The sequence below is a fragment of the Lysinibacillus xylanilyticus genome, assembly GCF_001708185.1.
In the GTDB taxonomy this organism is placed as follows: Bacteria; Bacillota; Bacilli; order Bacillales_A; family Planococcaceae; genus Lysinibacillus; species Lysinibacillus xylanilyticus_A.
Genome location: NZ_MDDN01000004.1, coordinates 348,711 through 361,817 on the forward strand (window position 1 = coordinate 348,711; position 13,107 = coordinate 361,817).

Sequence of the window (13,107 nt, forward strand, 5' to 3'; positions counted from 1 at the left end):
ATACAGGAAGAAATAACACCTTCTTAACTCCACTCAACAAACGGTTTCCAGTATTAATAAATATATGTATAATACAACTGTTATTAGGAGGTCGATGGTAATATGGAAAATCTTTATAAACCTAGCTTAACAAGCCCTGATGTATACAGGACTAGAAGTTACGAAGTTAGTAATTTATTTTTTGTTGCTATGTTTGGTGGTATTTTTGCCATTGTAGCATTAGGTATGCAAAACGCAAAATGGCTAAAAATTGAGAAAAAATACATACAGCTACTAACGATCATTAGTATTGTACTCATTATTGCGAAACTGGCAATCGTTTATGCAATCGGACAACAAATACTACCAATTGAAGAGAAATATATAAAATTTATTGGACGATTATTTGGGGCGGCTTGTTTTTTCATCTTCTTTACATTTCTAAACGAACCCTATAAAGAGCATTTAGCAGTTGATGGTGAAGCAGAATCATTATGGAGGCCAGGGTTTATCGTTTGTATGATCTCGGGCTTAATTGAGGCTGTTACTACTTTGTTCATACTAGCACTTTAGGAAAGGAGATAAATAGAATATGAGTGAATACGAAGAATATGAAGAACCATCTTTTGAAGTCATAGAGCATTATTTCGATATAGGAAAATATACCCGAGTAATCGAACTTATCAATGAGGAACTACCTGACCATTTTGAAAACAGCAGGCTTTGGTATATGTTAGGATACAGTAATTATGCAATAAACGAATTTGACGAGGCAGAAGAACAGTTTCACGAAGCAATGAGATTAGGCTATGATGAGGATATCATATTTTATTTTCTCGGCCATCTTTACATGCAAACCGAGCGATGGCAAGAAGCAGAGGAAGCTTTTCTTGAAGCACTTCGCTTAAATCCAAATGATGCCGAAACACATGCTGCCTATGCTGTTTTAATGAAAAAGACAGGCCATCGTAAAAAAGCAAAGTTATTAATAAATAAAGCATTAGAATTAGATCCAGAAAATTCATATGTGTTACGTATGAACTTTATTTTAGAAGGCGTGCATGGAAATAAAGAGCAACAAATCCTTGCATTAGAACAATATATGAATTCAGCAGATAGTGAAATGGCTAAATTATTGCACCTTGGCATAAATGCCTCATTCCGAAATAATGAAAAAGAAGCGAAAGAATATTACAGACAAGCCTTTCTTTTAAATCCTGAAGATCAAACATTGCTCTCTATATTAGAAGAAATGGAAATTACAGCCCATCCGCTGTTAGCACCTAACCGTTTTATCGAGCGTTTAGGAGGTCCCTCTATTATTTGGTTAGTTGGTATTGGGATGACTTTCTTATTACTTGCAATAGGAGTCGACAATATTGCAATGGTATTTTTACAATGCTATGTAGTACTTGCACTATACACATGGATTTCAGTTCCATTAGTAAAAGGACTAAGAAAAATAAGGGGCCATCGATATGGATAAAATAAAATGGTTACAACAAATGGTAGAACAAAGCCCAGCCGACCCCCAAGCACACTATTGGCTTGGAAAAGAACTTGCAGATAATGGGCGTTGGCTAGAAGCCGTGCAAGCATATTCTACAGGCATTTCTCTCTGTACAGATGATACACTACGTATGGAAATTATTAATGAATTAACAAAAGCAAGTGTTCAAATTCAACAAACAAATTCAATAGATTTCCATTCACTAGTTGTTGAACATGAAGGTCATGATAATGATGAGATGATTGAGACTGAGGAAGCCATTGCCGCTTCTGCAGAAGAATTGCTTGAAAGAGAAGTCGAAAGTGACGAAACCGAGTCGGATCAAGACAACAGACAAATAAATCTTGGACCTAAGTTAAAAATTATTAACGGTGAAGTCCCTCAAAAAACCGTAAGAAAAGGTAAGGAACAAATCACTTTTGCGGATGTTGCTGGCCTTGATGACTTAAAAAAGACGATTAATCTTCGTATAATTAGCCCGTTTTACAACAAGGGTTTGTTTGCTAAATTTCGAAAAAAAGTAGGCGGTGGCGTTCTCCTCTATGGTCCGCCTGGATGCGGAAAAACATTTATCGCCAAGGCAACTGCTGGTGAATGCAAGGCAAATTTCTACCCTATTCATATTACAGATATATTAAGAGCATATACTGGAGAAAGTGAACTAAATTTAAAAAGCTTTTTTGATAAAGCACGCTTTCAAAGACCAAGCATTATGTTCTTTGATGAAGTAGACACACTTGGTTATAGCCGTTCACAGTCTTCAGAGAGTTCTAGAAGCTTAATTAATACATTTCTTACAGAGATGGAAGGAATCGATACAAGTACAGATGAAGTACTTGTCATGGCAGCTACGAATACCCCATGGGATGTTGATAATGCCTTAAAACGTCCTGGTCGGTTCGATCGCCTCATCTTTGTCGCTCCACCAGATATAAAAGCTAGAGAGCAAATTTTTAAATTGAAGCTAGCGGGAAGATATGCTGAAGAAATCGATGTAGCAACACTTGCCGCTCAAACTGAATTTTTCTCAGGTGCAGACATCGAAAATGTGATTGAATTAGCTATTGAAAATGTACTTGCAGAAATTTTAACAACTGGTAATGAACGTCCAATTACGACTAATGATTTATTACACACTTTAGAAGAGTTACAACCCTCTACATTAGATTGGTTACGGACCGCTAAAAACTACGTAAAGTACTCAAACCAATCAGGATTATATAATGATGTTGAAAAATATCTGCGGGCCCACGCTAAACGCATATAATAAATAAAATCAAAGAGGCATCTCAATTTGGGATGCCTCTTTTACATGTATGTTAATTTAGATTTTATGGGTATCTAAATACTGATGCCAGACTTGATCTTCCACACCTGTCCTTTAGCTTGCGTATTCATTTGTAACCTCCACTCTACAATATACTGACATTTTTTCACACATCATCTTGATGCAATTTCCTTGCCTGATGAGTTGCCAAGTCCGCATATCTTGTAGGGATTGGTAATCGGCTATCCTTTTCAATAAAATGCATCGTGATTTTAGTTGCTGTATCTAAATCAATGTCGTTTCCACATGAAACAAAAATTGGTTTAACATCCCTTCTACTCCTCAGAGCACGACCATATACTTCCCCTTCAATGACAATATCAGTAAACGCTCCTGTTCTATTTTCCGGCATGATAAAATCCGTATTTTCAATTTTATAATACGTTTTCGCTACACCAATTGTCGGTTTTTCTAAGTAGAATGAAGCATGTGTTGCAACGCCCATATTGCGCTTATGTAAATAACCATTTCCATCAAACATATAAAGGTTTGGATTCGTTTTCAACTTTTTAACAGCTTCTAAAATAAGAGGCAATTCACGAAAAGCTAAAAACCCGGAAATATAAGGAGTTGTAATTTCATCCATGTAATCAACTTGTTCCACTAATTTTTTTGAACAAAAATCAAAAACTTGAATGCAACAAACTCCATATTCTTTATTATTTTCACCCCAATAGGCAATATCCACTCCTGCAACAAGTTTAATTTGATCTTCAGAAAAATTGTTTTGTAGAGATATACGCTTTCTTAATTCATTTTGTTGAGATGTATAGTTTAGGATCATTTTTTCTATTTCCATGAAGATGATCATCTCCTCTTTATATAAATATACTATTACTATACGAAAATAATGGCATTTATCATAAAGATTGGCTCATCACCATAACGTGTGGTTGAATTCCGTTCCGGCTGGGCGCTTTGTTGCTGTCGCTTCGCTTTCGCACAGATAAAACATTTGCCGCTGACGCTTCGCTTTCGCGCAGAGCAGAGCTTCCTGGGGGCGTCCAGCCTCCACTTCAATCAACTTATATACATGGCATACGTTTTAACAAATGTCATCCCTATAAAATGGTGCAACTCAAAGCAAAACCTCCTAATCCATATTAGTACTGTGAAATCTACACAATACGAAAGGTTAGGAGGTGTGAAATTATTTATCTATTAGCCTCTACTATGAATTGGCCTTCTATTATAGGTGTCATGGCCAAAGTAATGGGTATGATTTCCTTCATCTACTTTAATTCGAATGGACATGCCTTCTCCTACATTGGTGTTAATAGAAAACTGACCATTAAAGGCCTGTACCCGCTCCTGCATACCCCTTATCCCCATTGAATCAGCTAGAATGATATCATCCTTTTTACATCCTACACCATCATCAGAATAATTGATTTCAAAACCATTTTCTGTTTCTAATAGGTGAATTTCAACAGTATTGGCATAAGAATGCTTCAAGGCATTGTTCAATAACTCTTGGAATAGCCGATAAATCATCAAGTTTAAACGCTCATCCTCTAAGTAAAGACGATCGATTGTGTAAATTAAAACAAAATCCGCACGCCTATGTATTTTTTGAATAAGCTTCTCAAGCGCAGCATTTAATCCCAATGTATCTAGTAAAGGTGGCTTCAAATTTTCACAGTAGCCTCTTAAATCATTCACCGATGTAATCATATGATTATGAATCTTAGTAAGGTTCGATTGAATATCCGCCTTTTTGTTTGCATGTATACATACATCCATTTCTCTAGCAATATGGAGTTGCTCTTGTAAAATCGTATCATGAAGTTCTTGAGCTAACTGATATTTTTCTTCTTCAAATCGTAACCAAAGTAACTTATTTAGCCAAGGCAGCTGACTTTTATCAGCTTCCTTCATATGCTTTAACTGTTCGAGAAGCTCCTCGACCATTTTTGTATTTTCTATAAAATTATTTAAATATAGAAGTAGTAATTCAAGCCATAATAATTCCTCATCCTTTAGATAAATGGATTTATGATGGTCTACAACTAGTATTCTTTTATAATTAACATCTTGGTGGATAAAGGCAATATAAAAATGATCCGTTTTCTTGATATCTCCCAAGCGGAGTTTCTCAAGTAAGTCTTCGTCAATTTGATTTTGTGTATGTTCTTTTGATTTGCCAGTTGAAATAACTTGGTGTGTTTGTAAATCATAGGTTAATACGTAAACATTATTCATCTCAAGATGTAAAGCAACTTCCTGAACAAATTTCTCAAGTAAGTCCTCAATTTTTACGACCCTTCCGATACTTTCAACTGTCTTATACAAGCGATGGATATAATCTCCTTTTGTTGAAAAAAGAATTTTTCGCTTTCGATAATCTACTTTCTCTTTAATATAGAAAAGTGCTATTAATGATAAGAAGGCAAAAAAGAATATTTCCGTCATTTTTGAAATAGATAAATCAGTAATCGAATAAAGGCCCATTAATAGCCAAATCGTAAAAGCAAATGAAAAATTAAAATAATGGCGCAAACGCGTAATAAAATATTCCATATCAAATATACGTTCAGTAAGCTGTGTAAATAGAAAACTATAAGGTATAAGCATTAAGAATAAGGAGCATACATCTGCTGAAACTATTTCTTTATGAAAGAATATAAAAGGCAACGCATAAAGAAAAAGAAATGGTAGAAAAGGAATAACAATACTTGATAATAATACTTTTAATTGCGGTGTTTTGTATTTGAAATAACAAATTATTAATGTACAATAATTAAAATAAGCAATACAAAAAATAACCATAAAATTGTATTAGAGATTATTGGTCTTGCAAATGGATAAATAATACTAAAAATACTTAGAATGACCGCAATCAATGGTATTGTATAAAACACTTGAATTTTTTTAAATAAAGCCCACTTTATTTCTAAAAAACTAAAATAATTTCTTAAAAAGTGTATTAAAAACACTAAACATAATAGCAAGCTACCACTATTAACAATTATTCCGATGTTATTTAATTTGCTAGATGCTCCGATGCTAACATATGCCAATGAAACAGTGAGTATAAACATATTAAGCAAGTTCAATAGCACATCTTTTTTTTGTTTGCAATATAAATAAATCGAGATAATTAGAGTTAGGAAATAGTAACAAGCAGGGACTATTAACAAATAATATAATTGTTGTGGAATGTCTAAGTGATTTATTTGTATTTCAATCGTTCTTCCATCAGCTTTTAGAATCGTTAAAACCTTAGCAGATAGTATAACCGAGTCGTACATAATACTAGGTAAATCATTAATTTGAGTATGATCTACTTCTAAAACAATATCTCCAGCTTCTATGTCTTGTTTATTTGCCCACTCTTTATAATAAGGATCGATAATAAGCCATTGTCCATTTTCATCATCTATTTCAATACTTAAAAAAGGCGCGCTATAAGTGACATAGAGCAAATATAACCCTAATAAAAGATAGACACTTATAGCAAGCCAGTAATACTTAAAATTTTTTAACTTTGCCAAATTCGACTTTTCATGCATAAATTTTCATCGAAAGATTCTATTATTGCCTTTTGTTCAAGCTCTGAAACACCAACTAGAGAAGCCTTTTTTTCTTTTAACAATGTTACCAACGACGGATTTTGTTCTAAAAATTGGATCATGTTCATCATTAAAATCTCCTCATTTCATTAGTTATTTTCTTGCGTTTGCTGTAGCCACATTTTTCCCAAAGTTGCTTTACCAATTATTTCCCAAGGAATAAATAACCAAATGTGTTACTACAACTTCATTATACAACCTTATTTTATACATTCAACAATTTTTTCTATAAAATACTAAAAAATATTAGATAATGTAGTATTTTTGCTCAATAGATATTTTTCGATTTTAAATTGTCAGATTATTATTACAAATCGCCATTTACGCCATCATTACAAAATAAAAAGCTTATTCCTTCTCACCCTTTTGGTTGGAATAAGCCAATGTAATATATAATGTTTTACTCTTTTTTACTTAAAGGAACTACTTTTAGTGTTTGTCCAATGGCCCCCAATGATTCAATAAGCTTTATAGCCTGATCGTAAGGATAGTCCTTAACAAGTTCACAAGGAAGATTTTTAGAACACTTTAGTAAATCAAAAGCAGCGATCTTTATGTGCAGAACATTTTTTATTTCAACTAAATCTTTTAATCCCCCATTTGGTGAAGCTGTTAACACAATATTACAAGTAACAATAGGGTCACCTAACTCTTCTTCCTCTGCCTCACTAGCACAACCACTATCAATCCAACTGTTAAAATCTACGGCAATGATAGATACATTTTGTGGATTCATATCTCCGCAACCCACTGCGAAAACCGTACTCCCTGCTGTATCGAGTTCCATTAAAAAGACAGTACCGCCTCCATCATCACCGATTGCAACATAGCCCTTTGCATATTCATTTACTTCCCAAGTTTCGTTTCGCTCTATTATTTCTTCTGTCCCGTAAATCAACACACCACCTGCAGTAGAGAGACCATTAGTGTATTTGAGGAAAGTTCTATATTCAGCGGGTAGCTTAAGATTCATCATGTCTTCAATGGCAAGTATTTCTTTTTCGCTTGCAGGTTCATATTTAGTTAAGTCTGTAATATTTTTTAATTCAAACATTTTTCACCATCCTGTGTATGTACCAAACGAACCTATTATCATCCCAAAAATTAATTTATTGATTACTATTTTCAATATACTTAGCATCAATCGAATCCACTAGCCAAACATTATCGTTTCCATAGTAAAATTTAACACCCTGGTCGTAGGCTTCTTTTGCTTTGATCTTCAATATTCGCGGGTCATGATCTCTTCTTTTTCCAACGAGAATAGCTGTCTCCATATCGACTGATAAATGTACATATTGTCGTGCTTGTGGAAGTAGTCCCTCTATCATGATTTTCTCCAGAAATCTCTTAGCCGTACCATGATACAATACATTTGGTGGTATGCTTTCTTCTTTTGCTATCTTATGGATACTATTTGAATGTCCATATAACGCTCTAATTTTATTGCCATATATCTCATGACGCTTCTTCTCTGCCATATTGACCATTTCTATAAAATCATTAACCTCTAACTTGCTCCACTTCGGAGTGGCTAAAAAAGCGTCTCTTAATTGTTTAAGAGAAACCCAGCCTTCATCATCTATTTCTAATTCATATTCCCATGGCGCGTGTCGCAGGGCATATGAAACTTCCTTGCTTAACTCTTCATAAGCCATAATTATTACCTCTCCCTTGTCAATTTAAGACGTTTCAATTCCGGAACTATTCTTTTGTAACCAATGTCTTGCCTCTTCGCCTACTAGAATTATTGGATGTTCATGTGACATTGATACTTTCTATAAAGGCATCCCTCAGTCCTCAAATCCCTGTTAATTTGGTTCCTTTTAGCAATGCTCTGTCAAACGATGCTAAACTTATATTAGCATTATGTAAAGTTGCTTCACGAAAATCCCCTTACATCTATTTAAACTTTTCTAAACTATAATATGGATTAGAAATAGTATCTCCTACTTCTTCGATTGTCTCTATTATTTCAACTAGTATTACTTGATCTATCCGTTTATTCATGTTTATAGATTCTTTTATTTTTTGAAAACTTTTTACTAGTCCAAGATTTACAACTATGGAAAGCATGATATCAACATCTTCATAAGAATCTGTATTCCATATTTTAGAAATCGTTAAATCCAATTTATCTCTTGTATTATTTTCTAATAATTCGTATGTCATAACTTGTCTATCAGTTAATTGACTAAGGATAAGTAAAAACTCACCCTTTTCAATCTTACTTTTTTCAAATTGAATTAAAGTTTTTTGAAAAATTAATGCTATCGTATCTGTTGCTAATATATCTGGTAAATTTTCAACTTCTTTTAGTTTCATATATCAATTTCCTACTCCTCCAATCCAAAACTAAAATGAAAGAAAGTAGTTTTTAATTTTTACCCATGTCTAATTCATGATTAATTACATAATACTTAAGTCTATCACTCTATTAAGCGGGCAGCCTTCAAACCACTGATGATCTGCTAACGTTAAATGGATCAACGTTCTCTTCTTCTAACAAATCCTCAAATTTCTCTGCCCCATATGTTGCAAAATAATCATATTCTGACTGTGAAATGAAAAATGCTAACAGTAATTTTCCATCCTTTTCGTTAGAGTCTGTACAGGCAATACTATATTCTTCCGGAAAAGCATATAACTCAGTAAAATAGACAGCGCTTTTATTATATTTTTGAACAAAAGCAGCATCAATATTCTCTACACCACTTATCGCTAAGCCTCTCCCAATATGCATTTGATTATGGATACAGTAAAATAACGTATTTGCGAGAATGTAGCCTGAGCTATTAAATGCTCCATCAACTACCATGGAAATCTCAATATAATCGCCCATTATTTCTGTATATTTACTCAAACCAAGTGTGGTATAAACCAAGCATTCTTCAAAAACATTGTCATACTTCAAAATTTGGATACTAGGCATTTCTTCACTATATTTATACACCTCTCGATCGATTGGCTCCCCTAAAAATTTAGTGTAATGATCGAAGTAAAGTGCTCCATAGTTAATCATCTAATTTCTCCTCGAGTTCCTTCTATATTATTTCTACTTAAATTTCAACTAAAGACAGCACTTCAAAACTAGCACAGTAAAATTTAATAATCCCGTTTTCATAATCTTCTACTAAATATTTATTACTTGATTCAAAACCATTATTACTTAAATTATTTATTGTAAAGCCCATCAATTGATTGTATTTATTTCCAAATCCTAATAAATCGAGGCAAGAAATATCATTAAATTTCATCTTCAACATATACCTTCTTCTATCCACTTCTACTAAAAAATCTACTTCTAAATAGGAAACTTCATCATAATATGAATTGTATCCTATAAAATAATGGAAACCTGTAATATAATGAACACTCGTTGTATTGAAATTAGGAATCTTTTTAGGTATTTCTGTATCTTCATACCACTCTTTTGTCATTCTATTAATACTCCTTCGGCCATTGTTTATGATTAAAGTTTCCTTATAGCACTTTCATCTGAAATAAAGACCGCATTCCCGATTAGCCCCAGGTTTAAATACATGGTGGAAACGAAATACCAGACAATTCTGTTCCTTCAGCCTTCAAAACTTCAGTTTTATTATGAAATATATCGACTATCACCGTTATTTCAATTTTTTTCGCGGAAAATATCCCTATCTTTTAAATATCTCCGATGCAAAAATTCAGTAAACGAATCAGTAATTTTATAAAATTCTCTTTTCTTATTTGATTCAGAAAATACGTAAACTGGTGGGTTCTCTCCCTCATTCATTTTAAAAAAGCAAAACATACAGCCCTGACACATCCAAAAAACAAATTCATTTTCAGTAAGCTTTAAAGCTACATTATTTTCTTCTAACAGTTCTGCTCCCCAAGTATTCAATTCTAACAATTCATCAATATAACAGGATTCTCCACGAAAAAAAGTGTTCTCAGTGCCTCTCCCCATTGTTTCCAGAAATTCAATGTAAGCAATCGGTAAATAATGATTACCTATGAATTTCTTAACTTCATGAATTTCTTGCGTTGTACAAGGGTGCATCGGTATATTGTCTTTTTGAAATTGTGTAACTAATTCATTCAAGTATTTCATGGTCATTCATTCTCCTTTATTAGGACACAAAATCTATACAATCAATAATAGTCTCTAAAGTAATTGGATTATACTAATAAAAAATGATGAATCAACAGCCTTTTAATAATAAAATTGGTTAAACCTTTCCTTTTGAGGGGTATATTCATCATCAAGCAATTCAACTTGTAGTAATTTTGTTTTATGCTCCAACTTGACAATGAATAGTTCATAGAAGTCTCCAGTAGTTGGATAAGAATATATCTCATATCCTTTAGAAAAGAGGACTTCAGTTAGTGATATTGCTCATACTCCTTAATTTTTAGTAACACTTTGCTAATTCGAACTGCTAATTTTTCTTGTTCATCTTTTGTTAATTGTTCATCACTAACATCCTTTATGCTGAACACTTGCAGCTCATATTTAACATCTTGAAAACCTTTCACTCCTGTTAATCCCTGATTCAATAAGTTTTCAGCAAGTGTAGTATAAACAATGAATTTTTCACTTTGTGTATTCCTACAATCTCTATCAAATCGTTGCAATACAGTAGAAACCAACGAATCTACATTTTTATTTTCTAACTCAAAATTGTTTATAAATTTGTGGACTTCATCTATTAATTCATCATCATACCAACAAACTCTTGAATAATAATCTAGCGGCATTTTTTTCAGCTCTTGTAAAACACGTTTTTGTCTAGAAAACAATTCATTAAATTGTTCCAATGTTAATTTATTTTCTTGTTTAATTACTGTAAAATCCAATTCCCTTAGTGCTTGTTCAATATAATTCTTAAAAGTAAAAAGAATTTTTTGATGAGTAATTATTATTTCCGAAAATACTACAAAAACCATTGCTTTATCTGTTTCACTTTTTTTCGCCAACATATCATATTCATAAAAAGTTCTTGCTATTGCCTCTCCTCTACTCATCTTTTCTTCTTCTACTAATTCATCATAATCTTCGTATATATAATTTTTATATTCTTCGTAACTAAACACCAAATCTAACTCCTCCTACCACTTTACAAAGCCAGGCAATAATTAGATTATAACTTCCAAATAAGTTTTTTTCAGTAAATAAATGATATATAGTCTGTTTCACCGTAATCTTTTAATCCTTCAACCTACTTCATACAAAAAAAGTACTTGATGCCTACAATCAAGTACTTAAACTTCAACAATATTTCATAAGCCTATGTTCTCTTCCATTACCAACACCTATTTTAATTGATTTCTTCCGGTATTTTAAATAAACAAAGAGTATCTAATGCTTCAAAAATGTTGTCGCCGAATTTATATAATGCACTTGCATTTTTGCCAAATACCTTACCCGATTGAGCGATAAACATAATTAAATAACCACGATATGCTTCACCAACTACAATAAGAGGCTCATTTATCCGCGCCTCAAATTCCTCAAAGTCTTCTTTTTCATAATAATCCCCTACTGTTTCTTCAGGACAAAAATGAAATGTTTCTATACTTCCGTCAGGGTGCTTAAATTTATATGTCATCCCACCAAAAACGGTTAATACATCACTCACACAATCATACACTTGATATCCCATCGCTTCCAAAAACATTACGGTTTTTGTTACGTCAATCTGATTATTTGGATCCCAGCCTGCCTGTAGTAGTATATCTCTCGTTTTTACCGACAATTTCTCCATAAGCACTCGTTACCAATACCCTCTCTCAAAATATCTATTTCTTTAACAAATACCGATATCCACAATACTGTATGCTCAACTGGATTTAGTTTCGATATATATACCCTTTGAGCTAACGTAGACTTCTTCAAAATCATCATATTCAAAGCTCGGCTCAACTTGGAGTACCTCATCAATATGCATCCCAATATGTATCTTGTTAGATAATAACCCTTTGTAATCTTTCAATGCCGTTATCTTAAAAAGCTTCCCATTCATCAAATTGAACCACAAGTCTACAGAATCTTTAATTTCATATCTTATAAAAAACGTTGTAAACAACCTTGACTTCTCATCCATATTAGCAATTAAATCGTAGAACTGGCTTATATGACTATAAAGCTTAACCCCTCCAAGTCCTTCCCAAGGAACGATTGGTGAATTGTTATCAATCACTCTACTTACTTCCTTTACGAATATAGTTCCAAGCCGTCTCGAGATCTTTAAATATCCATCCAACTTTATCGATTGATTCTTTACTATCAATTCCTAATAATAATGTTCTAACCGCTTCCTCACAGCCCAATCCGACAATAACAGCTAATGGTAATGTGTCATCTGTACTAATATTAAAAGCATATTCTAGCATATCTCCCCACTCGTAATGTAAATCTTGTAGATCAATAATAACGGCACCCGGATCCCATGCTTCCATTGCTGCCTTTCCCATAGCATTCATATAAATAGCATCAGTATTTCCAGCAGATCCGAACGCGTATTTACCAGAATACTTTATTACTAATATTTCGATTTCTTCTGAAACCCCAGTATAATATTCAACTTTAATATCACTCAGCTGAGAAAGTTCGACCTTCTTAAGATTTTTCATATTAATTCCCTTCTATTAAAAATAATTTCACGGAAGAATGGCATCGATTTCTATCAATACCTAGTGATGTTAATGACAGAATTGCCAAATTTACCGATTCA

The 13,107-nt window shown here is 33.0% G+C and carries 18 protein-coding genes and 1 pseudogene; 3 read left to right on the plus strand and 16 right to left on the minus strand.

All coding sequences use genetic code 11. From position 1 onward, the window contains the following. The first annotated feature begins 102 nt into the window (after window positions 1–102). Genes BFJ97_RS11615 through BFJ97_RS11625 form a run of 3 tightly spaced genes read left to right on the plus strand, consistent with a single transcriptional unit; the run spans window position 103 to window position 2,756 of the window. Window positions 103–552 carry a hypothetical protein gene (locus BFJ97_RS11615; protein WP_068984796.1) on the plus strand — a complete coding sequence of 150 codons (450 nt, stop codon included), beginning with the start codon at window positions 103–105 and terminating at the stop codon, window positions 550–552. Between the two features lie 19 nt (window positions 553–571). Next, window positions 572–1,465, plus strand: coding sequence for a tetratricopeptide repeat protein (locus BFJ97_RS11620; protein ID WP_068984797.1), 894 nt, complete (start codon window positions 572–574; stop codon window positions 1,463–1,465). Beyond that, a complete protein-coding gene (locus BFJ97_RS11625; protein ID WP_068984798.1) occupies window positions 1,458–2,756 on the plus strand; it encodes an ATP-binding protein in 1,299 nt (432 codons plus the stop codon). The genes BFJ97_RS11620 and BFJ97_RS11625 overlap by 8 nt, the downstream gene beginning before the upstream one ends. A 166-nt stretch (window positions 2,757–2,922) precedes the next feature. Here BFJ97_RS11625 and BFJ97_RS11630 read toward each other — a convergent pair whose 3' ends face one another. From BFJ97_RS11630 to BFJ97_RS11690, 16 genes and pseudogenes are all read right to left on the minus strand, one after another. Further along, window positions 2,923–3,615, minus strand: coding sequence for an endonuclease V (locus tag BFJ97_RS11630; RefSeq protein ID WP_068984799.1), 693 nt, complete (start codon window positions 3,613–3,615; stop codon window positions 2,923–2,925). Between the two features lie 78 nt (window positions 3,616–3,693). Beyond that, window positions 3,694–3,840, minus strand: a complete 147-nt coding sequence (locus BFJ97_RS24705; protein WP_175401736.1) for a hypothetical protein — start codon at window positions 3,838–3,840, stop codon at window positions 3,694–3,696. A gap of 137 nt (window positions 3,841–3,977) precedes the next feature. Beyond that, window positions 3,978–5,336, minus strand: coding sequence for a sensor histidine kinase (locus BFJ97_RS25685; RefSeq protein WP_368072744.1), 1,359 nt, complete (start codon window positions 5,334–5,336; stop codon window positions 3,978–3,980). Between the two features lie 206 nt (window positions 5,337–5,542). Continuing rightward, window positions 5,543–6,310: a hypothetical protein gene (locus tag BFJ97_RS25690; protein WP_368072745.1), complete on the minus strand. Its 768-nt coding sequence runs from the start codon at window positions 6,308–6,310 to the stop codon at window positions 5,543–5,545. After that, complete coding sequence (gene comX, locus BFJ97_RS11640) at window positions 6,298–6,459, minus strand: competence pheromone ComX (RefSeq protein WP_068984800.1); 162 nt, start codon at window positions 6,457–6,459, stop codon at window positions 6,298–6,300. The genes BFJ97_RS25690 and comX overlap by 13 nt, the downstream gene beginning before the upstream one ends. 329 nt (window positions 6,460–6,788) lie before the next feature. Continuing rightward, complete coding sequence (locus BFJ97_RS11645) at window positions 6,789–7,442, minus strand: SMI1/KNR4 family protein (protein ID WP_068984801.1); 654 nt, start codon at window positions 7,440–7,442, stop codon at window positions 6,789–6,791. Window positions 7,443–7,497: 55 nt separating this feature from the next. Continuing rightward, window positions 7,498–8,046: an RNA 2'-phosphotransferase gene (locus BFJ97_RS11650; RefSeq protein WP_068984802.1), complete on the minus strand. Its 549-nt coding sequence runs from the start codon at window positions 8,044–8,046 to the stop codon at window positions 7,498–7,500. Window positions 8,047–8,188: 142 nt separating this feature from the next. Further along, window positions 8,189–8,269, minus strand: a pseudogene (locus BFJ97_RS25695) (hypothetical protein); the annotation flags it as partial. Window positions 8,270–8,290: 21 nt separating this feature from the next. Continuing rightward, complete coding sequence (locus tag BFJ97_RS11655) at window positions 8,291–8,713, minus strand: hypothetical protein (protein ID WP_068984803.1); 423 nt, start codon at window positions 8,711–8,713, stop codon at window positions 8,291–8,293. A gap of 127 nt (window positions 8,714–8,840) precedes the next feature. Beyond that, on the minus strand, window positions 8,841–9,410 hold the full coding sequence (locus tag BFJ97_RS11660; protein WP_068984804.1) for a suppressor of fused domain protein: 570 nt from the start codon (window positions 9,408–9,410) through the stop codon (window positions 8,841–8,843). A gap of 37 nt (window positions 9,411–9,447) precedes the next feature. Next, window positions 9,448–9,828 carry a hypothetical protein gene (locus tag BFJ97_RS11665; protein ID WP_068984805.1) on the minus strand — a complete coding sequence of 127 codons (381 nt, stop codon included), beginning with the start codon at window positions 9,826–9,828 and terminating at the stop codon, window positions 9,448–9,450. Window positions 9,829–10,019: 191 nt separating this feature from the next. Then, window positions 10,020–10,484, minus strand: coding sequence for an SMI1/KNR4 family protein (locus tag BFJ97_RS11670; RefSeq protein WP_068984806.1), 465 nt, complete (start codon window positions 10,482–10,484; stop codon window positions 10,020–10,022). Between the two features lie 272 nt (window positions 10,485–10,756). Continuing rightward, window positions 10,757–11,467 (minus strand): Imm3 family immunity protein, encoded by a 711-nt coding sequence (locus BFJ97_RS11675; protein ID WP_223553532.1) that lies wholly within the window; start codon window positions 11,465–11,467, stop codon window positions 10,757–10,759. Between the two features lie 224 nt (window positions 11,468–11,691). After that, window positions 11,692–12,138 carry an SUKH-3 domain-containing protein gene (locus BFJ97_RS11680; protein ID WP_068984808.1) on the minus strand — a complete coding sequence of 149 codons (447 nt, stop codon included), beginning with the start codon at window positions 12,136–12,138 and terminating at the stop codon, window positions 11,692–11,694. Window positions 12,139–12,213: 75 nt separating this feature from the next. Beyond that, window positions 12,214–12,573 (minus strand): hypothetical protein, encoded by a 360-nt coding sequence (locus BFJ97_RS11685; RefSeq protein WP_223553507.1) that lies wholly within the window; start codon window positions 12,571–12,573, stop codon window positions 12,214–12,216. A gap of 1 nt (window position 12,574) precedes the next feature. Beyond that, the gene (locus tag BFJ97_RS11690; RefSeq protein WP_068984809.1) at window positions 12,575–13,006 is read right to left on the minus strand and encodes a hypothetical protein; all 432 of its coding nucleotides are present in this window, start codon (window positions 13,004–13,006) and stop codon (window positions 12,575–12,577) included. Window positions 13,007–13,107 lie beyond the last annotated feature (101 nt).

What these genes read in the sequence shown, in the direction of transcription:
- BFJ97_RS11625 (WP_068984798.1), top strand. Translation starts at nt 1,458, where the DNA reads ATGGATAAAATAAAATGGTTACAACAAATGGTAGAACAAAGCCCAGCC.
- BFJ97_RS11630 (WP_068984799.1), bottom strand. Translation starts at nt 3,615, where the DNA reads ATGGAAATAGAAAAAATGATCCTAAACTATACATCTCAACAAAATGAA.
- BFJ97_RS11650 (WP_068984802.1), bottom strand. Translation starts at nt 8,046, where the DNA reads ATGGCTTATGAAGAGTTAAGCAAGGAAGTTTCATATGCCCTGCGACAC.
- BFJ97_RS11690 (WP_068984809.1), bottom strand. Translation starts at nt 13,006, where the DNA reads ATGAAAAATCTTAAGAAGGTCGAACTTTCTCAGCTGAGTGATATTAAA.
- comX (WP_068984800.1), bottom strand. Translation starts at nt 6,459, where the DNA reads ATGATGAACATGATCCAATTTTTAGAACAAAATCCGTCGTTGGTAACA.
- BFJ97_RS11615 (WP_068984796.1), top strand. Translation starts at nt 103, where the DNA reads ATGGAAAATCTTTATAAACCTAGCTTAACAAGCCCTGATGTATACAGG.
- BFJ97_RS11660 (WP_068984804.1), bottom strand. Translation starts at nt 9,410, where the DNA reads ATGATTAACTATGGAGCACTTTACTTCGATCATTACACTAAATTTTTA.
- BFJ97_RS11665 (WP_068984805.1), bottom strand. Translation starts at nt 9,828, where the DNA reads ATGACAAAAGAGTGGTATGAAGATACAGAAATACCTAAAAAGATTCCT.
- BFJ97_RS11645 (WP_068984801.1), bottom strand. Translation starts at nt 7,442, where the DNA reads ATGTTTGAATTAAAAAATATTACAGACTTAACTAAATATGAACCTGCA.
- BFJ97_RS11680 (WP_068984808.1), bottom strand. Translation starts at nt 12,138, where the DNA reads ATGGAGAAATTGTCGGTAAAAACGAGAGATATACTACTACAGGCAGGC.
- BFJ97_RS11670 (WP_068984806.1), bottom strand. Translation starts at nt 10,484, where the DNA reads ATGAAATACTTGAATGAATTAGTTACACAATTTCAAAAAGACAATATA.
- BFJ97_RS11655 (WP_068984803.1), bottom strand. Translation starts at nt 8,713, where the DNA reads ATGAAACTAAAAGAAGTTGAAAATTTACCAGATATATTAGCAACAGAT.
- BFJ97_RS25685 (WP_368072744.1), bottom strand. Translation starts at nt 5,336, where the DNA reads ATGGAATATTTTATTACGCGTTTGCGCCATTATTTTAATTTTTCATTT.
- BFJ97_RS11620 (WP_068984797.1), top strand. Translation starts at nt 572, where the DNA reads ATGAGTGAATACGAAGAATATGAAGAACCATCTTTTGAAGTCATAGAG.